The 18,396-nt window shown below is 59.5% G+C and carries 12 protein-coding genes; 7 read left to right on the top strand and 5 right to left on the bottom strand.

Going from position 1 to position 18,396, the window contains the following annotated elements; genetic code table 11:
- Positions 1-266: 266 nt before the first annotated feature.
- The gene (locus ACQRBT_RS17310; protein ID WP_412046445.1) at positions 267-2,405 is read left to right on the top strand and encodes a methyl-accepting chemotaxis protein; all 2,139 of its coding nucleotides are present in this window, start codon (positions 267-269) and stop codon (positions 2,403-2,405) included.
- Here the strand turns inward: ACQRBT_RS17310 and ACQRBT_RS17305 are convergent.
- Positions 2,353-3,369 carry a helix-turn-helix domain-containing protein gene (locus tag ACQRBT_RS17305; RefSeq protein WP_412046446.1) on the bottom strand — a complete coding sequence of 339 codons (1,017 nt, stop codon included), beginning with the start codon at positions 3,367-3,369 and terminating at the stop codon, positions 2,353-2,355. The genes ACQRBT_RS17310 and ACQRBT_RS17305 overlap by 53 nt on opposite strands.
- Positions 3,370-3,576: 207 nt before the next feature.
- Here ACQRBT_RS17305 and ACQRBT_RS17300 point away from each other — a divergent pair, with 207 nt between their 5' ends.
- The 3 genes from ACQRBT_RS17300 (at position 3,577) to ACQRBT_RS17290 (ending at position 7,081) form a co-directional block, all read left to right on the top strand.
- Entirely contained in the window at positions 3,577-4,953 is a 1,377-nt protein-coding gene (locus ACQRBT_RS17300; protein WP_412046447.1) for an aspartate aminotransferase family protein, read from the top strand.
- Between the two features lie 27 nt (positions 4,954-4,980).
- Positions 4,981-6,435 carry an aldehyde dehydrogenase family protein gene (locus ACQRBT_RS17295; RefSeq protein ID WP_412046448.1) on the top strand — a complete coding sequence of 485 codons (1,455 nt, stop codon included), beginning with the start codon at positions 4,981-4,983 and terminating at the stop codon, positions 6,433-6,435.
- Between the two features lie 82 nt (positions 6,436-6,517).
- Positions 6,518-7,081, top strand: coding sequence for a cytochrome b (locus tag ACQRBT_RS17290; protein ID WP_412046449.1), 564 nt, complete (start codon positions 6,518-6,520; stop codon positions 7,079-7,081).
- Between the two features lie 288 nt (positions 7,082-7,369).
- Here the strand turns inward: ACQRBT_RS17290 and ACQRBT_RS17285 are convergent, their stop codons facing one another.
- Both ACQRBT_RS17285 and baeS read right to left on the bottom strand, forming a co-directional pair.
- Positions 7,370-8,041 (bottom strand): response regulator, encoded by a 672-nt coding sequence (locus ACQRBT_RS17285; RefSeq protein WP_412046450.1) that lies wholly within the window; start codon positions 8,039-8,041, stop codon positions 7,370-7,372.
- Positions 8,038-9,426 (bottom strand): sensor histidine kinase efflux regulator BaeS, encoded by a 1,389-nt coding sequence (gene baeS, locus ACQRBT_RS17280; protein ID WP_412046451.1) that lies wholly within the window; start codon positions 9,424-9,426, stop codon positions 8,038-8,040. Before baeS ends, ACQRBT_RS17285 begins: the two co-directional genes overlap by 4 nt.
- Positions 9,427-9,596: 170 nt before the next feature.
- Between baeS and ACQRBT_RS17275 the strand changes: the two genes are divergently transcribed.
- From ACQRBT_RS17275 to ACQRBT_RS17265, 3 genes are read left to right on the top strand one after another with little or no spacing between them, the layout of a single operon-like run.
- Positions 9,597-10,772, top strand: coding sequence for an efflux RND transporter periplasmic adaptor subunit (locus tag ACQRBT_RS17275; protein ID WP_412046452.1), 1,176 nt, complete (start codon positions 9,597-9,599; stop codon positions 10,770-10,772).
- 14 nt (positions 10,773-10,786) lie between these two features.
- On the top strand, positions 10,787-13,930 hold the full coding sequence (locus tag ACQRBT_RS17270; RefSeq protein WP_412046453.1) for an efflux RND transporter permease subunit: 3,144 nt from the start codon (positions 10,787-10,789) through the stop codon (positions 13,928-13,930).
- Positions 13,917-15,329 carry an efflux transporter outer membrane subunit gene (locus ACQRBT_RS17265; protein WP_412046454.1) on the top strand — a complete coding sequence of 471 codons (1,413 nt, stop codon included), beginning with the start codon at positions 13,917-13,919 and terminating at the stop codon, positions 15,327-15,329. The genes ACQRBT_RS17270 and ACQRBT_RS17265 overlap by 14 nt, the downstream gene beginning before the upstream one ends.
- 264 nt (positions 15,330-15,593) lie before the next feature.
- Here the strand turns inward: ACQRBT_RS17265 and ACQRBT_RS17260 are convergent, their stop codons facing one another.
- A complete protein-coding gene (locus ACQRBT_RS17260) occupies positions 15,594-16,517 on the bottom strand; it encodes a tyrosine-type recombinase/integrase (RefSeq protein ID WP_412046455.1) in 924 nt (307 codons plus the stop codon).
- Positions 16,508-18,337 (bottom strand): MobH family relaxase, encoded by a 1,830-nt coding sequence (gene mobH, locus ACQRBT_RS17255; protein WP_412046456.1) that lies wholly within the window; start codon positions 18,335-18,337, stop codon positions 16,508-16,510. The genes ACQRBT_RS17260 and mobH overlap by 10 nt, the downstream gene beginning before the upstream one ends.
- Positions 18,338-18,396 lie beyond the last annotated feature (59 nt).

The following is an 18,396-nucleotide window of genomic DNA, read 5'->3' as shown; positions in this document are numbered from 1 at the left end:
ACAGCGCCCCAAAACAGGTCAGAGCCAACTCATTCCCCCGCCGATTTGGGATAACGGCGCGGGTGCGCGTTCGCGCATGCTAGGCGTACCGGCCCTATGCCTGGCTGACCTGAATCGTGGGCGGCTTGCTGTTGGAGCATTTCTAGTTTTGCGAACCGGCCTCGTTAACATCCGAGACTGCCGATGTATGACACACCCAATAAGAAGTCAGTGACCCGGGCCAACCGATGGTCAACAAGCCTGCTGTTCAACTGCGAGATACTCCTATGCTCGACGCCCTCTCCATCCGTATGAAAATCACCCTATTGTCCGGCTTGTGCCTTCTGGGCGTGATTGGCCTGATCGTCAGCCTGAACCTCTATCAGGGCAACCAGAACAACCGGTTGATCAGTACATCCAGCAGCAAGATGCTGACCGACAGTAGCGAAAACCTGCTGCTGGCCAATGCCGCCGAGCAGGCGGGTAACCTGCAGCGGGTATTCGGCAACAACCTGCTGCTCATTACCGCCTTGTCCGACCACGCGGCCCACTTGCGTAACATGACCATCCAGCGCGGGTTACCGGCCGCGATGTTGCGTGAGGAGCTGAACCAAAGTCTCAAGGCCACCTTCGAGCACAATCCGCAGATACTTGGGCTGTGGCTGGTTTTCGAACCAAATGCGCTGGAGGGTCAAGACAGCGCTTTCGCCAATGACGCCGTGCGTGCCTCCAACGAAACCGGCCGCTTTGCCAGCGCCTGGAACCGGGGTGCTGGCGAGTCGGTGAACATCCTGATTCCCGAAACCGATTTGCAGAAGACCGAGCTCAGCATCAGCGGCACTCCCTACAACAGTTGGTACACCTGCCCGCGAGACACACGGCGCACCTGTCTGATGGCGCCCTATGCCGACACTCAGGCCGGGCAGGTACAACTGATGACCACACTGTCGATACCCTTAATTGCCGATGGCAAAGTGATCGGCGCTCTGGGCGTGGACCTCGCGCTTGGCGCCTTGCAAGCTGCTGCAAGCGATGCCCAGCGCACGCTGTTCAACGGCTCGGGAAGCCTACTGATCGTGTCCGACAGCGGCGTGCTCGCGGCGTACAGCAAGGATGCCGGCCAAGTCGCCAAACCGCTCAGCAGCACATTGGGTGAGGAAAGCAAGGCGATACTCGCGGCATTGGCACAAAAAAAACCGCTGGTGCTGGCCCGGAATGATCTGATCCGCGCCGTCTACCCCGTCGCGCCGATCCCCGACGCGCCGGCGTGGGGGGTGGTCATTGATTTGCCCAAACAGGTAGTGCTGGCCGACTCGGTAGCGCTTCAGAGCTTGCTTGACCAGACCCAAACCCGCGACACGTTGGAGTCATTGCTGGTGGCCACCGGCGCCGGGTTGCTGGGCCTGCTGCTCATCTGGTTCACCGCTTCCGGGGTAACGCGCCCGATCAACAGTGTCGCGCAGATGCTCAAGGCGATTGCCAGCGGCGACGGTGACCTGACCCAACGCCTGCACTACCGCAAAAAAGATGAACTGGGCGAACTGGTCAACGGGTTCAACCGCTTCCTCGACAAACTGCAACCCACCGTCGCACAGATCAAGCAGAGCATTACCGACGCGCGCGGCACCGCTGACCAGTCTTCGGAAATCGCGCGGCAGACCAGTGAAGGTATGCAGGTACAATTTCGCGAGATCGATCAACTGGCAACCGCCTCCAACGAAATGAGCGCCACCGCCCATGAGGTCGCCCACAGCGCCTCGAATGCCGCCCAGGCGGCACGTGGTGCCGACCAGGCGTCCAAGGAGGGCATCGCCCTTATCGAGCGCAGCACCCAGGATATTAATGCTTTAGCCCGAGAGGTCAGCAAGGCCGTGGCCGAAGTCGAAGCCCTAGCGCTCAACAGCGAGCAGATCGGTTCAGTGCTGGAAGTGATCCGCAGCATTGCCGAGCAAACCAACCTGCTGGCACTCAACGCCGCGATCGAAGCGGCACGCGCCGGGGAAAGCGGCCGAGGTTTTGCGGTGGTGGCCGATGAAGTACGCAACCTGGCCAAGCGCACCCAGGATTCCGTCGAGGAAATCCGTATGGTCATCGAACGTATTCAAACCGGCACGCGGGGCGTGGTGGCGACCATGCATTCTAGCCAGACGCTCGCCCAGGACAACGCCGGGCAGATCCATCAGGCCGTACAGGCGCTTGGCAAGATCAGCGACGCGGTAACGGTGATCAGCGACATGAACCTGCAGATTGCAAGTGCGGCTGAGGAGCAAAGTGCGGTGGCCGAAGAAGTCAATCGCAACGTCTCGACCATCCGCACTGTGACCGAAACCCTGACGGAACAGGCCGCCGAGTCGGCGCAGATCAGCAGTCAGCTCAACGCACGGGCCAATCAACAGATGAAGCTGATGGATCAGTTCCGCGTTTAACACAAGACGATATGGCAGCGCGTGACGTCTGGGACGGTAATTCGGCGAACAGCGCATGGTACTCAGCCGCGAAATGGCTGAGGTGGTAGAACCCCCACTGGGCCGCGGCGTTACCAATCGAGAGATGCGCGGCCTGAGTGGACATCAAGGTGCGTCGTACGCCATTGAGCCGCACACAGCGCAGGTAATTCAGCGGCGTGGTTTCGGCCACGGCGCGAAAGCTGTTCTGCACCGTGCGCCGGCTAACCTGGAGGCGCTCGCACAGTTCGAACACGCTGGGCACGTCGAACTGTCCAGCAGTCGCCATGCGATGGCATTTCTCGACAATAAAACTGCGCGTGGAACTGGTCGTGCGCTGCAACTTATCGCAGGCCGGATCGGTCATGAGCTGCACCAACTCACCGAGCATCGACTCCTCCAGCGCCTCGTCGTCTTGTTGCTCCTGCACGCTGTCGTGAGCAGTACTAGTCATGGCCTGGGCGAATACCGCGAGCAAGCGCCGACGGGCTTCGGCAAAGCGCTGGCTGGAAACCCTGATCACTGGCTGACGCAGCAACAGGCCCACATCCTTGGCCCATGCGGTTTGCGCCAGCGCCTGCTCGAACAATTCACGCTCGAACGTGATGGACAGCAGTTGCATGCCCATCGGCATATGAAACATAAATTCCTCGCCACCGCGCAGAAAGAACAGGCTGCTGTCGTCCACCTCACGCCCCTGCATCCGCATCGCGCCCGGAATGTTGATCGGCACCGCGAAGCACATTTTGCCGCGCGGCGCGACGCCGTGCTGCACGACACGCTGGTTGATCTGCTCAAGGAAAACGTGGCAACCGCCGGTAGTCAACTGCATCAGCGAACTCTCGGTAGAGCCAGCGGTTAACTGGCTGTAGTCCTGGTTCCACTGCTGCACGTTGGCCGCATGAACGTGAACATCCTTGAATTGGCTGACGCTGTTATTTCTCATAATGAGCGAATGCCCCGGACACATTCTTTTTTAAAGTCGATTTATTTGTCGATATTCTCACATAAAGCAATTAATGCAACGTTCGCCGCAGCTTCGGCTCTCGCGATTTCAGCTGCGTTGGCCCCCATGTGCCGATTCGGGATACCAGCCCGCCCCGCCTCACGCAGATGATCAGCCCACATCAATCAACATCGTAGAGAATCCGTCATGAGTGAAGCCAAGCTTGCAGCCCTGCACTTCGCCGATGCACCGCAAATCACCTCCAGCACGCTCCCTGGCCCCAAGACGTGTGAAGCCCTGGCCCTGTCAGCGCGCACCGAGTCCATGGCGCGTGGCGGCGGACGCATGCCGATCGCCATGGACAAGGCCTTCGGTGCAACCTTCAAGGACCCGGACGGCAACACCTACATCGACCTGTCCGCCGGTGTCGGCGTCAGCAGTGTGGGTCGTTGCCACCCAAAAGTGGTGCAAGCCATACGCGAACAGTCCGAAGTACTGATGCATGCCCTGGAAATCAATAGCACGCGCCGCACCGAGTTGGCCGCAAAGCTGTCCGAAATCGCCCCCGACGGGTTGCGCGGCGACTGCATCACGTTCTTCACGCAAAGCGGCAGTGATGCGCTGGAAGCAGCGATCAAGTTCGCCAAGCGCGTCACCGGACGGCACCAGATCATCGCCTTCCACGGCGGCTACCACGGCGTTTGGAACGCTTCGGGCTCGCTGACCACCGGCACGGCCTACCGCAAGGGCTTTGGCGCGCAGATGGGCGGTGTGATTCACGCCCCCTACCCTTACGCCTACCGTTTTCCCTTCGACACGACCCACAAAAGCGCCGAGCAAATCGCCGGCGAGTACATCGATTACCTATTGAACACCCCGTACACCGCAGCCGACGACGTGGCGGCCGTGATTGTGGAACCGGTACAAGGCGAAGGCGGATATGTACCGCCGTCGCCGGAATTCCTGCAATTGCTGCGCAAGGCCTGCGACCGCAGCGGCACACTGCTGATCGTCGATGAAGTGCAGTCCGGCGCCGGCCGCACCGGCAAAATGTGGGCGGTCGAACATTCCGGCGTAAAGCCCGACATGCTCACCTTCGGCAAAGGTATCGGCAGCGACCTACCCATGGCCGGCCTGATTATGCGCGCGGACCTGGCAACAAAAATCCCAGACGGTTCCATGCCCAACACATTCGCCGCCAACTCGTTGTCGGCTGCGGTGGCACTGACCAACATCAACATCCTGCAGGACCCTGAACTCGACCTGATCAACCGTGCCCACACCCTGGGGTTGGAGGCACAGGCGCATATTCGCGGCTTCAACAGCCCTTTGGTGGGTGAGGTGCGTGGACGCGGTCTGATGATCGGCATCGAACTGATCGAAGACCCGCTCACCAAGGCTCCCCTGGCCGGCGAAAAGATCGGCCAATTGATGGGCTATCTGCTTAACCACGGCGTGCTGATGATTCCCTGTGGCCGCTACAGCAACGTGATGCGTGTAATGCCATCACTGACAATCTCGCGTGAGCTGTTCTTCAAGGCACTGGACATCTTCGGCGACGCCCTGGCTTCCCTCAAAGCATGATCTTGCCCATTACTCGAGGACCGCAAAATGACTGAGCACTTGAATCATTTCATCGAAGGTACGACCTGCGAAGCCTCCGACCTTCGCCGCATAAACCTGGTCAACCCCATCACTGAACAGGTATATGGCAGTTCCGCGCGCGGTACCCACAAAGACGTGGACCGAGCCGTGGCAGCGGCACGCCGGCAACTCGAAGGCGGAGAATGGAGCCAACTCGACGGAGCCCAGCGTGGCCGGCTGCTATCAAAACTCGCCGACCTGGTGGAGCGCGACACCGAACTGCTGGCCGATCTGGACGCCGATGCTATCGGTCGATCCCCCATCGAACCGCGCCGGATGGACCTGCCAAACGCGATCGCCAACCTGCGCGCCGCCGCTGGCTGGGCCAACCAGCTTGAAGGTCGCACCATTCCCACCGGCGGCTACTTCGGCACCAAAACCCTGTCGTACACGGTACGCGAGCCCGTCGGCGTGGTGGGTGCCATCGTACCCTGGAACTCACCGCTGATGATCACCGTGTGGAAGCTCGCCGCATTGTTGGCGGCTGGCTGTACCGTCGTGGTCAAGCCATCGGAAGAAACCCCGCAGTCAGCGCTGCAACTGGCGCGGCTGGCGCAGGAAGCGGGCTTCCCGGACGGCGTGATCAACGTGGTCACCGGTTACGGCAATGAAGTCGGCCGCGCCCTGTGCGAACACCCGGATATCGCCAAGATCAGCTTCACCGGCAGCCCCGAGGCCGGGCGTGAAATCCAGCGCACCGCCGGTGTGTTGTTCAAGCGCGTGGCCTTGGAGTTGGGCGGCAAGAGCCCGCAGATTGTGTTCGACGATGCTTCGTTCGAGGACGCCCTGCGCGGCTGTACGCTCGGTCTGTTCGCCAACCAGGGCCAGGTGTGTGCGGCCGGTTCGCGGATCCTGGTGCAGCGCGGCCTCGCCGACCGCTTCGGCGCCGCACTGGCCGAGGCCGCACAGGCGGTGACCGTGGGCGACCCTCGCGAGCCCGGCATACAGATGGGACCAGTGGCCAAGAAGGCGCAATTCGATCGCGTCAACCGCTACATCCAACTGGGCATCAACCAAGGCGCAACGCTGTTGGCCGGCGGCGTCTCGGCCCCGAAGCAAGGCTGGTTCGTGCGTCCGACAATCTTCGCCAACGCCCGCAATGACATGGAAATTGCCCGGGACGAGATCTTCGGTCCCGTCGGCACGTTGATCACGTTCGACAGCGAAGACGAAGCGATCGCCCTGGCCAACGACAGCAGCTACGGCCTCGCCGCCACGGTCTGGACCAGCGATCTGGCCAGAGCGCACCGTGTCGCGGCAGCGGTGAAAGCCGGCGCCGTGGGCATCAACTGCTGGAGCCCATTGGACGCCAACCTGCCCTGGGGCGGCGTCAAGACCAGCGGTATCGGTCGTGAAGGTGGGTTCAGCGGCGCACTGGCCTACACCGAGGAGAAAGTCATCACCGTGCTGCTACCGGCCTGAGTGCAGCGCCGACCCTGACCGAGCCACCCTCCAACGTTGAGGGTGGCCATTCAACCGTGCATCGCTCCGTGGAGAGCCTGATATGAACCCAATAGATCAATCGACAATCGATCGCTACCCGACCTCCCTGCGCGTGTTGCACTGGGTGCGTGCCGTGCTCGTCTTGGGCCTGCTGTGGGTCGGCTGGCACATGACCGGCATGAATGACGAAGTGGCGAGCAAATACGAGTTCTATTACCCGTGGCACAAGTCCTTCGGGGTGTTGACGTTCCTGGTGGTCCTGACTCAGCTCGCCGTGCGTTTTCGCACCCCCAATTTGCCGCAGCCGCTGGAAACCCTGGCGGCGTATGAAAGGTTCCTGTCACGCCTGACGCAGCGTGTAATGTATGTGCTGCTGGTGATCGTGCCGTTGATGGGCTACTCCATGTCGAGCAGCTACACGATGAGTGATGGTGTGTTCTTTTTCGGGGTTAACCTGCCGGAGTTGTTGCCGAAGAATGACGACTGGTTCGCGGTGTTCCAATGGCTGCACAAAGTCCTTGCCTACACCTTGCTGGTTTTGATCGTGCTGCATATCGCAGGCGCCCTCAAGCATCGCTTCTACGACCGCGACCCACGCAATGACGTGTTGCGCCGCATGCTCTGAATGGATGAGGCGTTGACGCGAAACATCAACGCCTGCTTGTCGAAATAAAAACCAAATCAGGAGTTTTTACGCACTCTAGACCAAAAACGGGCACTCCGTGTTGGTAACTAAAAGTCTAAATGTCCTGGAGTGACAAGGGCACGAGCATGTTGATCAGCAGTGCAAGGTCGTCTCGCTCTCAGTCGTCTACACATGAGTAAACACTCGAAGGAAGGCCTAGGGTCGCCCTATCATGAGTAATGGAGTACGGGTGAATCTTCCTGATGGATGTATACGAACGGTCCGTGCCTAAGTCTCCAACTTATATCCCACCCCATAAATGGACCGAATCGGGTCTTTGCCGGGGTTGGCCTGTTCCAACTTTCTACGCAAATTGCGTACATGACTGTCAACGGTACGATCGGTAACCACACGGTGGTCGGTGTAAAGGAGGTCGAGCAGTTGGTCACGCGAATACACTCGCCCTGGGTGGGCTGCGAGAGTGTTGAGCAAGCGGAATTCAACGGGGGTGAGGTCCAGCACCAAGCCGTTGAAGATGGCATGGTAGGCGCTTTCGTCGAGCAATAGCGTGGGGGCTGACGAGGTCGTTGCGCTGGGGGGGCAGCGGCGCAGGATGGTTTTCACCCGGGCCACGACTTCACGTGGGCTGAAGGGTTTGCAGATGTAGTCATCAGCGCCCAATTCCAGGCCGAGCAGGCGGTCGATTTCTTCGACGCGGGCGGTAATCATGATGATCGGCAAGTCGCTGAAATCGCGGACCTCCTGGCAGATTTCGCGGCCGTCGCGACCGGGTAGCATCAAGTCGAGCAACATCAGGTCGGGGGCGTTCGCGCGGATGGCAGGCACCACGGCCAGGCCGTCGGCCAGGCAGTCCACGGTATAGCCGGCCGCTTGCAGGTAGTCGCGCAGCAGGGCGGACAGTTTCGGTTCATCTTCGACCACCAGCACGCGGGTTTTCATCGGACCTCCGGCAGTTTGATGGTGACCAGTAGTCCACCCAAGGCTGATGGCTCGGCGTGAATCTGCCCACCGTGGGCCAAGGCGATAGCCTTGCAGATTGACAAACCCAGACCTGCACCACCACTGGCGCGGCTGCGAGAGGTTTCGACACGGAAAAAACGTTCGAACAAGTGCGGCAGATGCTCGGGGAGTACGCCGGGGGCGCTGTCGGCGAAGGTGATGCTCAGCACACCGCTGCGCCTCTCTACGCCTAGTTGCAGCACACCGCCGGTATCCGTATAGCGCACGGCGTTTTCCAGCAGGTTGTTGAATAGTTGCTGAAGTCGCAACGGGTCGGCTTGCAGGGAGAGTGGCCAGGGGGGGATGGCCAGCTGGAGTTGCAGGCCATGTTCCTGGCAGCGTTCGCCAAACACCTGCGCGGTATCGCGCAGCAGCGCAGCCAGATCTATGTCCACTTTGCGATAGGCCAGTGCGCCGACATCGGCGAGGGACAATTCGTAAAGGTCATCCACCAGCTTGCTCAGGGTGGCCACTTCGCCGAGCAGCGAGCGCACCGACTCTGGGCTCATCTGCCGCACGCCGTCTTCCAGCGCCTCCAGTTCGCCACGCAGTACGCTAAGCGGAGTGCGCAGTTCGTGGGAGACATCGGCCATGAAATCGCGGCGCTGGCGCTCGGTGTTCTCCAGGGCGAGGGCCAAGTGGTTGAAGTCGCGGGCCAGTTGGCCGACTTCATCGGCGCTGCTGGCTTCGACGCGGGTGTGATAGTCGCCGGCAGCCAACCTATGAGTGGCGGCGGCCACGCGTTGCACCGGTGCCAATAGCGAACGGGCGATCCACCAGGCGATGACGATGGCGAACAGCAGAGCCGCAGCACCGCTCCAAAGCGTCGCGCGCACCTGGTGTTGCTGGAAGCGCAGGTCGCCCTCGCCAGTGACACTTTGGAACGGCGCCAGTGACAGCCAACCGACAGTATGGCCGTCCACATCGATGGGCCGCAGGACTGCGTCTACACCCGCCTCGCGGTAGCCCATCAGGAAAGTCTTGTTAGCGTCCAGCAGGCTGAAACGCAGGTGGGCGCCGGTGAGATCGGAAACCGGCGAGCGGAAGTGGCCGCCTTTCATGTCTGCTACGGTAACCCCGGCGGGCATCAGCAGCACAAACATGGCATCCGGATTATTGAGCAGAAAGTTCCAACTGCCATGCTCACGGTAGGCCTCGGTCATCCGTGGCAGCACGCTCTCCATGCGTTCCAGGGCCTGCTCGTTGAGGTAACCGAGAAACCCTGATGTAAAGCTGGCGTGGGCGGCAAAGCCCATGGCCAGGACGACGCAGAGAGTGGCGGCGAGCACGGCGAGAAACAGTTTGTGGGTAATGCGCAGAATCATAGTGACGGCCATCGCGCGAAAAGTGCTGCTATTTAGGCGCCGCTCGGCAAGCATTACAAGGCGTACAGGGTGATTGGCAGCAATCTTCAAATTTTCTGCACATTTGTCAGCAATTCTGCAGGCCTTGTTTAATCCTGGGCCGCGATGGTGTGGCCTGATCGAGGTCTGCTATGTCCATTTGTGCGTTTCCCCTCATGCCGGTGGCTTGCCTGGTTACCAGCGCAGCGCTGGTCGGTTGCTCGCCAGGAAAGTCCGAACCGCCTGCCACGCCTGTGGCCCAAGTGAGTGTGCTGACGGTTCAGCCGCAGCACCTGGCCATCAGCACCCAACTGCCGGGCCGTACTACGGCTCGGATGGTGGCGCAGATTCGCCCGCAGGTGGGCGGCATTGTGCAGAAGCGTCTGTTTACCGAAGGCGCCGAGGTCAAGGCCGGCACCGTGCTGTATCAAATCGACCCGGCCAGCTACCAGGCGGCGCTGGACTCCGCGCAAGCCAGCCTGGCCAAAGCACAGGCTGCCCAGCGTTCGGCGCAATTGCAGGCCACCCGTTATACCGGCTTGGTGAAGATCGATGCCATCAGCCGGCAGGACAACGAAACCGCTCAGGCCACCTTGCTGGAGGCCAATGCCGAGGTAAAGTCAGCGCAAGCGGCGGTAAACACTGCGCGCATCAACCTGGCCTATACCCGTATCACCGCGCCAATTTCCGGGCGTACCGAAGCGTCCACCGTGACCCCCGGTGCGCTGGTATCCGCCGAGCAGACCACCGCTCTGACCACCGTGCAGCAACTGGATCCGATCTATATCGACATCACCCAGTCCAGCGCCGACCTGCTACGTCTCAAGCGTGAGCTGGCCAGCGGCGTGCTGCATAAGGCCGAAGACGGCGGCGCCAGCATCGATGTGGTACTGGAAGACGGCAGCGACTATGGCCATAAGGGCAGCCTCAAGGTCAGCGGCCTGACCGTCAGTGCAAGCACCGGCAGCATCACCCTGCGCGCCGAGGTGGCCAACCCGGATGAGCTGCTGATGCCGGGCATGTATGTGCGCGCCGTATTACAAGAGGGCGTGGACGAGCAGGCCCTGTTGGTGCCGCAGCAGGCGGTCACCCGTGACGAACGTGGCGAAACCAGCTTGCTAGTCGTGGTCGATGGCAAGGTGCAGCAGCGCAGCGTCACGGCCAGCAGCGCGGTAGGCAGCCAATGGCATATCACCGAGGGCCTGAAGGCTGGCGACACCGTGGTGGTCGAAGGCGGGCAGAAAGTGCGGATGGGTGATGCGGTGCAAACTCACACCTTTGACTCGATCCGCGCCGGTGGCGTTTCCTCCACCAGCGCGGCGCAGTAAGGGAGTCGATCAGCATGGCGCGTTTCTTTATCGATCGACCGATTTTCGCCTGGGTGCTGGCTATCGTCATCATGCTCGGTGGCCTGTTGTCGATCACCCAGTTGTCGCTGGAGCAGTACCCGAACATTGCCCCGACTCAGATCCGCCTGACCGCCACCTACCCGGGGGCATCGGCGAAAACCATCGAGGACTCGGTGACCCAGGTGATCGAGCAGGGCATGACCGGCCTGGAAAACCTCACCTATATGGCGGCCACCAGCAGCTCGGCCGGCACCGCCAGCATTACCCTGACCTTTGCTGCCGGCACCGATCCCAATACCGCGCAGATGCTGGTGCAGAACAAGGTCGACAAGATTTCCTCGCGCCTGCCTGACACAGTGCAGAGCCAAGGTATCGAGATCAATGCCTCTAGCAGTGACTTCCTGATGGTGCTGTCATTGGTCTCGGCAGATGAGAGCGTGACCGCCACCGATATCGGCGACTACATTTCCAGCACCCTGTACGACCAGATCAGCCGGGTGAATGGCGTTGGCGATGTCACCGTGCTGGGCAGCAGCTATGCCCTGCGCGTATGGCTGGACCCATTCAAATTGCAGCAGTTTGCCCTGATGCCTTCGGATATCGGCACCGCCCTGAGTGCGCAGAACGTCGATGTGTCCTCCGGCCAACTCGGCGCCTTGCCGGCCACGGCCAACCAGCAACTGAACGCAACGATCACTGCCCGCAGCAAACTGCAAACCGCGCAGCAGTTCCGCGATGTGGTGATCAAGCATGCCAGCGACGGCTCCCTGGTGACCCTGGGCGATATTGCCCGTATCGAGTTAGGCAGCGAAAGCTACGACGTCACTACCTTCTACAACGGCCGGCCTTCGGCAGGCATGGCAGTTTCGCTGGCCACTGGCGCCAACGCGCTGTCCACGGCGGCTGCGGTCAAGGCCAAGTTGGCAGAGCTGGAACCGTACTTCCCGGCCAAGCTGCAGCTGCACAGCGAGATAGGCTACGACACTACGCCGTTTGTGAAAATCTCCATCGAGGAAGTGGTCAAGACCTTGTTCGAAGCCATCGGTCTGGTCGTGCTGATCATGTTCCTGTTCATGCAGAACCTGCGTGCCACCCTGATTCCAGCGGTTGCGGTGCCGGTGGTGTTGCTCGGTACGTTTGGCGTGCTGGCGTTGTTCGGTTACTCGATAAACACCCTGACCATGTTCGGCATGGTATTGGCCATTGGCTTGCTGGTAGACGATGCCATTGTGGTGGTAGAAAACGTCGAGCGGATCATGCGTGACCAGGGTTTGTCACCCCGTGAGGCTACACGCCAATCGATGGATGAGATCAGCGGCGCGCTGGTGGGCATTGCCCTGGTGCTGGCGGCAGTGTTCGTGCCGATGGCGTTCTTTGGCGGATCCACTGGAGTGATCTACCGGCAGTTTTCCATCACCATTGTGTCGTCCATGGCGCTGTCGGTGTTGGTGGCGTTGACCTTGACCCCTGCCCTGTGCGCCAGCCTGCTGCGCAGTGCCGATGTTGGCCATCACAAAGGCACGGGGTTCTTCGCCCGTTTCAACCGTGGCTTCGAGCAAATGGCGGCGAAGTATCGCATTGCGATCAGCAGTGTAGTCCAGCATCGGCGCCTGGCCATGCTGGCTTTCGCTTTGCTCGCCGGTGTAATGGCCGTACTGTTCATGCGCTTGCCCAGTTCGTTCCTGCCGGATGAGGACCAGGGCGTGCTGATGGCGCAGATCCAACTCCCACCCGGCGCCACCGATGCCCGCAGCCAGCAGGTGCTGCGGCAGTTCGAGGCGTATTTTCGCGACCAGCCGGATGTCGCGGCGTTGATTTCCATCAGCGGAATGGGCAGCGGCGGCAATAGCCAGAACGCAGCGCGTGCCTTTATCAAGTTGAAGGACTGGAGCGAGCGCCACCGCGCCGACCAGAGCGCCAGCGCGATCGCCATGAAGGCCACCCAGGACTTGGCCTCGATTGCCGACGCCAGCGTTTTCGTCATGTCGCCTCCGGCGGTGCATGGCCTGGGAGACAGCTCTGGTTTCGACCTGCAGCTCAAGGACCTGGGCAGCCTCGGCCACGCCAAGATGGTCGAGGCGCGGGATGAGTTTCTGCGCCTGGCCCGCGCCGACCAGCGCCTGACCGGTCTGCGTATTGTCGGCCTGGAGGACACGCCGCAGTTGCATATCGACATCGACGACCGTAAGGCCGGCGCGGCCGGGCTGTCGTCCAGCGACATCAACAACACCTTGTCCACGGCGCTTGGCAGCAGCTACGTCAACGACTTTGTCGACGCAGGGCGGGTGAAGAAGGTCTATGTGCAGGCCGACGCCCAGTACCGCATGCTGCCCCAGGACATCGGCAACTGGTATGTACGCAACGATGCCAGCGAAATGGTGCCATTCTCCACCTTCGCCAGCACGCGTTGGAGCTACGGCTCGCCTTTGCTGGAACGCTACAACGGCTTCGCCTCGATGGAAATCGTCGGCCAGCCGGCCACGGGGGTCAGCTCTGGGGTAGCGATGCAAGCGGTAGAAGATATCGTCAAGCAATTGCCCGAGGGCGTGGGCTTCGAATGGACCGGGCAGTCCTACCAGGAAAAATTGTCCGGTAGCCAGGCGCCGTTGTTGTATGCGGTGTCGATCCTGTTCGTGTTCCTCTGCCTGGCAGCCTTGTATGAGAGCTGGTCGGTGCCGTTCTCGGTGATTCTCGCCGTGCCGCTCGGCGTGCTCGGTGCGGTGCTGGCCACCAGTGCAACGGGGCAGGCCAATGACGTGTATTTCCAGGTAGCCTTGCTCACCACCGTAGGCTTGGCGGCAAAGAATGCGATTCTGATTGTCGAGTTCGCCAAGCAACTGCAAGAGCAGGGCAAGTCCCTGCTGGACGCCACGCTGGAAGCGGCGCACCTGCGCCTGCGACCGATTCTAATGACCTCCCTGGCCTTCATGTTCGGCGTGTTGCCGCTTGCCATGAGCAGCGGCGCCGGCTCCGCTGGACGTACAGCCATCGGGACCGGTGTGTTGGGCGGTACCCTCAGCGCCACACTGCTGGGCGTGTTTTTTGTACCGCTGTTCTTCGTCCTGATTCGACACCTGTTCGCCAAGCAACCAGCGAACGACCCACTTTTGCTGGAGAAGCCCGATGCCATTGCGTAATTTCCCCGGTAGCCTGCTGACGTCATTGATGCTTTCCCTGGCGCTGCTCGGCGGCTGCGTCAACCTGGCCCCGGACTATCATCGCCCCGATGCACCGGTGGCCGGGCAGTGGCCGACCATCACGCCACACAGCATGGCCAATGCCGCGGATATCGGCTGGCGACAATTCTTTATCGATTCGCGCCTCAAGCAGATCGTGGAGTTAGCGTTGAGCAATAACCGCGACCTGCGGGTGGCCGCGCTGAATATCGAAAAGGCTCGTGCCACCTACCGTATTCAGGACGCCGAGCGCTTTCCAGCTATCAGCGCCACGGCCAGCGATACCCGTCAACGCAGTATCAGCAGTGTGGGTACGACCACCAGTGATAGCAAAAGTGTGCAGGTAGGTTTCAGCAGCTATGAGCTGGACGTCTTCGGCCGTCTGCGCAACCTCAGCGACGCCAGCCTGCAAGATTATCTCGCCCTGCAGGAAACCCGGCGCAGCACACAGATCAGCCTGGTGGCGGAGGTTGCCACTGCGTGGCTGACCTTGGCTGCTGACCAACAGCATCTGGCCTTGGCCCAGGACACCCTCAAGAGCCAGCAGAGCAGCTACGACTTGCTGGAACGCAGTCATGCTCTGGGCGGTCGCTCGGGCCTGGAGCTGGCTCAACAGCAGAGTTCAGTACAATCGGCGCGTGTGGATGTGGCCAGTTACGCCACCTCAGTGCAGCAGGACCGCAACGCTCTGGAACTGATGCTCGGCACCACACTGCCGGCCAACCTGCTGCCCGATAACGCAGCGGTGTCAAATGTGGCGCAGTTGCTCGATGTGCCGGCCGGGCTGCCGTCTAGCGTGCTGCAGCAACGTCCCGATGTGCTATCTGCCGAGCATACGTTGCAAAGGGCCAATGCCAATGTCGGCGCGGCGCGGGCGGCGTTTTTCCCAAGCATCAGCCTGACGGCGCAGGCCGGTATTGCAAGCACGTCGTTATCGGGACTGTTCAAGGGCGGGAGTGGAGTATGGAGCTTCGCGCCGTCGTTGAACCTACCGATCTTCAATGCTGGAAGCAACCAGGCCAGCCTGGACTCGGCTAAGGCCGAGCACGAGATTCAGGTCGCCACCTACGAAAAGGCCGTGCAGACGGCCTTCAAGGAAGTGGCCGACGCACTGGCCCAGCGTAGCACGCTGGCGGAGCAGACCTCTGCGCAACAGGCCCTGACTGACGCCACGAAGAGGAGCTACGACTTGTCACAGGCGTTGTTCAAGGCCGGCGCCCAGGGCTACCTCAATGTCCTGGATGCCCAACGCTCGTTTTATAGCGCGCAACAAGACCTGATTACTTTGGGGCTATCGGAACAGAGCAACCGCATCAGCCTGTACAAAGTATTGGGTGGGGGCTGGAAGGCTTCTTCCTAGAACGAATCGCGTTGATCCAAACTTTTAGCGGAGAGGCTTAAAGAGCCGCTGTTCGCCGATTGTGTTGAAAAAGTCGGATTTACCGCTCTGTCTAGTCCTGAAAGAGGTTTACACCTATTTCAGTCTCAAAACGCTCGATGCACCGCATCGGGCGTTTTGTATTTCAGGGACAGGTGTAGCCGTTCCCCGTTGTAGATCAGCGCCGACTCATCCACCATTTCCATAATTCATCAGACTGTAGGAAAAGGAGATGGTAGCAGTCAGCTACCGCATCATCTCCAATGCACACCTTACTTGATCAACATCGACGTGGACGTACTTCAGGGTCGTCGCAATGCTCCGGTGCCCCAGCAAATCCTTGACGATATGAAGATTGCTCTTGGGCTGCTTCATCAGATCAGTCGCGATCGTATGCCTGAAACGATGTGGGCTTACGTGCACTCCGAGCTTGCGGCTCAGCGAGGTGTAAAACCGTGAGAGCTGGCTCATATCCATCGTTCTGCGCATGTGGCGCTGTGAAAACTTGTTGACGTTGAAAAGCTGTTCATTGGATTTGATGCCGCGCTTTTTAGCATTCAACAGCAATATCCTGAGGTACCTGGCAAGCTTGCTGTGTATAGGCACGAAGTGCTCATCGAAATTTTTGGAAACCTCAGGGTGAATGCAGAACTGCATGCTATCCATGTCCACATCCTGAGGACGAAGATTCAACAGCTCATTCGCTCGAATGCCTGTGTAGTAAAACGTCTCGAACACCGTCCTCCAGAACCAAGCAGGATGGAGCGATGCCATCGCAAACGTCTTCATTTCAGAGCGCGCCATCCCGACGAGAATGATCCGTGCATCACGGACCACTCGATGCTTGACTGTTTTCGGTGGACGATTTGGGCAGCGCACGCCACAACCCTCAAATGGATTGTCGAGCTGACTGGTCAGATTGTTTTTTATGGCGTAACCAAAGAGCGCCCGTAGGTGCCGCAGATACGTGTTCCAACTCACCTCTTTGATATCACTGCCCAAGACCGACCGACGCCAATTGAGAACAGTCATCCTGTTGATTTCATCAATCAGACAATCCCCAGAAAACCGAATCAGCGCATTCGTTGCAACGCGATATCCCTGCTGTGACGTCTCTCGCAGATGCTTCTCAAAAAAATAAATCTCCGGCAGCTCTGAGATTAAATGCATGAATGTTCGTCCTTGAATATTTGCGACCCTTTCAACGCCAAGTAAGGGTTGTCATAGGGTTTCTCGGTAAAAATCAGAAGCGGATCTTTGAGCAGGTAGCCTCTTATGTCCCTAGTCTTTCTTGGACCCCGAACCTCGCAAGCCCATATGTTCAGCCCGGTAGAGCACCTCCTGTGCAGCTCCAGCTTTTCGAAGCATCGCTGGATCCAACGCCAATCAGTGGTGCCCTGTTCTTTCGCCATCCTGGCGATATAGGGATGCTCTTGCGCGTAACGTTGAAAAATCCCCGGAGTCACTAGCAACGCGGTGCCATCGACGCTGTGAACCTTTGCTTTGGCATCGTTGATAATGATCTTGTCAGTCAAAACACCACGACGCAGCCATTGAACAAAAGCCTCTCCCAGCTCTCGGGCGCTCGCGCCACAAGACCCCGTAACTGATGATTTTGCTTGCCCCCCTACCTCTAGCGGCGGTGCAAAGTCCTGAGCGTTTGAGACAGTTGCCTTACTTCCATTCGCTACTAGGTGATCACCCTCTCCCGCTCGGCATGTCGTCATCCCTTCCCAAAGATCGTCTGGGTATGGCGTAGCTTCCATGTATTCCAACGGCACAACGTTGTAACTGTTATCTGTAAGAGATGCCGTAGGAAGGGGCGTTTCCTCCAACGGCAAAGTAGCTGCATACGGTAAGAACAATGAGTTCTCGCCGTCTCCCCTTTCCTCTGAAGGCTCTACAACGGGCGTAACGATGACGCTCCCGCTAAAGGTGGACGGACGCTCTCCCCGCTCCCAGATCAAAGCGGGTGAAACCTTCAGAAAAGTCAGGGTCTTTTTCCACTTACCGCTTTGAACCGTCGCGGTCCAAATAGCTTTGCCTTCAGCGTTCACTTGAATGATCGCGTTATCCTGTAGGACGTTGAACAACGTGGAGTTCGATGTTGGGATCGATTCGGCACCTTGGGACAGCATGTGGGCTCGCAATTTGTCAGCGACGGTTTTACTCACGAGCCATAGGGCGTCATCAGTCAACCAACCATCGGATGCGCGAGGCTGATTCAGCTTGAGCTGTTCGTTTACGAGATAGCGGAGCCCTTCAATCAACTGCCGCTGAATGGAATGCCTAGGCGCAGCAAGAGCACGGGAAGGGTTACCACCTAGCTCCTGTGCGACCGAAGCCTGGTCAGCCATGATAACGAGCTCGCCAAGAGTCCCTGCATGCTCGTACTGTCCAGCAAGAACGTAGAGTAAGGCGCTCCAAGGCTCAGGGTATCCACTCAACCAGTCCATGATGGACGTTGTGAGCACGTGAACGTAGCTAAGGCCGGCCGCAGCGCTGTGTAGCTTGTACTGACGATCTTTCAAATATCGGAAGCGATACTCCCGATTAATGGGTCCATGCCACGGATGCCATAGAGTGTTGTCAGTAAAATGAACCTCCACATCGACAGCAACTTTACCTAAGTCATGAAGCAAAGCGGCGTAGGCGATGGCAGCTGTCCAAGCCTCGGTCTGCGCCGCTTGCGCTTCTGGCGTTCCGCCTAGTGGCAAAAGGTAGGACTGACGAATTTTGAGCGCAAAGGCGACGATCTCCAAGCCGTGATCAAGCATGCCACCCAGGTGCGCATGATGATGGCTCTCCGAGGCCGGTAGCTCCTGAACAAGCTCGGCGTATCGCTTCACAGGATCAAGATAAAGCTTCTCAAATTGAGAACGGGAGAGCGAGGTACGCTGCCAGATATGCTCGAGGAGCTTACTCCGACGCGGAGTGCTCAAAAGTTGGTTTGCCGTTTGAGGCGCGTGGTATCCCGAAGGCGTACTCATGGGTTCTGAGGATCCGCCACGGACTGTCTTTTTTAGCTTTGATTGCCAGAACATTCAGC

Origin of the sequence: Pseudomonas sp. R19M, assembly GCF_050312585.1 — a bacterium.
GTDB classification, from domain to species: domain Bacteria; phylum Pseudomonadota; class Gammaproteobacteria; order Pseudomonadales; family Pseudomonadaceae; genus Aquipseudomonas; species Aquipseudomonas palleroniana.
The sequence above is the reverse complement of the archived record's forward strand: the minus strand, read 5'-3'. Positions and strand labels throughout refer to the sequence as shown.

Bases quoted from the DNA above. Each gene is read 5' to 3' on its own strand.
- ACQRBT_RS17310 (WP_412046445.1), top strand. From the start codon at position 267: ATGCTCGACGCCCTCTCCATCCGTATGAAAATCACCCTATTGTCCGGC.
- ACQRBT_RS17305 (WP_412046446.1), bottom strand. From the start codon at position 3,369: ATGAGAAATAACAGCGTCAGCCAATTCAAGGATGTTCACGTTCATGCG.
- ACQRBT_RS17300 (WP_412046447.1), top strand. From the start codon at position 3,577: ATGAGTGAAGCCAAGCTTGCAGCCCTGCACTTCGCCGATGCACCGCAA.
- ACQRBT_RS17295 (WP_412046448.1), top strand. From the start codon at position 4,981: ATGACTGAGCACTTGAATCATTTCATCGAAGGTACGACCTGCGAAGCC.
- ACQRBT_RS17290 (WP_412046449.1), top strand. From the start codon at position 6,518: ATGAACCCAATAGATCAATCGACAATCGATCGCTACCCGACCTCCCTG.
- ACQRBT_RS17285 (WP_412046450.1), bottom strand. From the start codon at position 8,041: ATGAAAACCCGCGTGCTGGTGGTCGAAGATGAACCGAAACTGTCCGCC.
- baeS (WP_412046451.1), bottom strand. From the start codon at position 9,426: ATGATTCTGCGCATTACCCACAAACTGTTTCTCGCCGTGCTCGCCGCC.
- ACQRBT_RS17275 (WP_412046452.1), top strand. From the start codon at position 9,597: ATGTCCATTTGTGCGTTTCCCCTCATGCCGGTGGCTTGCCTGGTTACC.
- ACQRBT_RS17270 (WP_412046453.1), top strand. From the start codon at position 10,787: ATGGCGCGTTTCTTTATCGATCGACCGATTTTCGCCTGGGTGCTGGCT.
- ACQRBT_RS17265 (WP_412046454.1), top strand. From the start codon at position 13,917: ATGCCATTGCGTAATTTCCCCGGTAGCCTGCTGACGTCATTGATGCTT.
- ACQRBT_RS17260 (WP_412046455.1), bottom strand. From the start codon at position 16,517: ATGCATTTAATCTCAGAGCTGCCGGAGATTTATTTTTTTGAGAAGCAT.
- mobH (WP_412046456.1), bottom strand. From the start codon at position 18,337: ATGAGTACGCCTTCGGGATACCACGCGCCTCAAACGGCAAACCAACTT.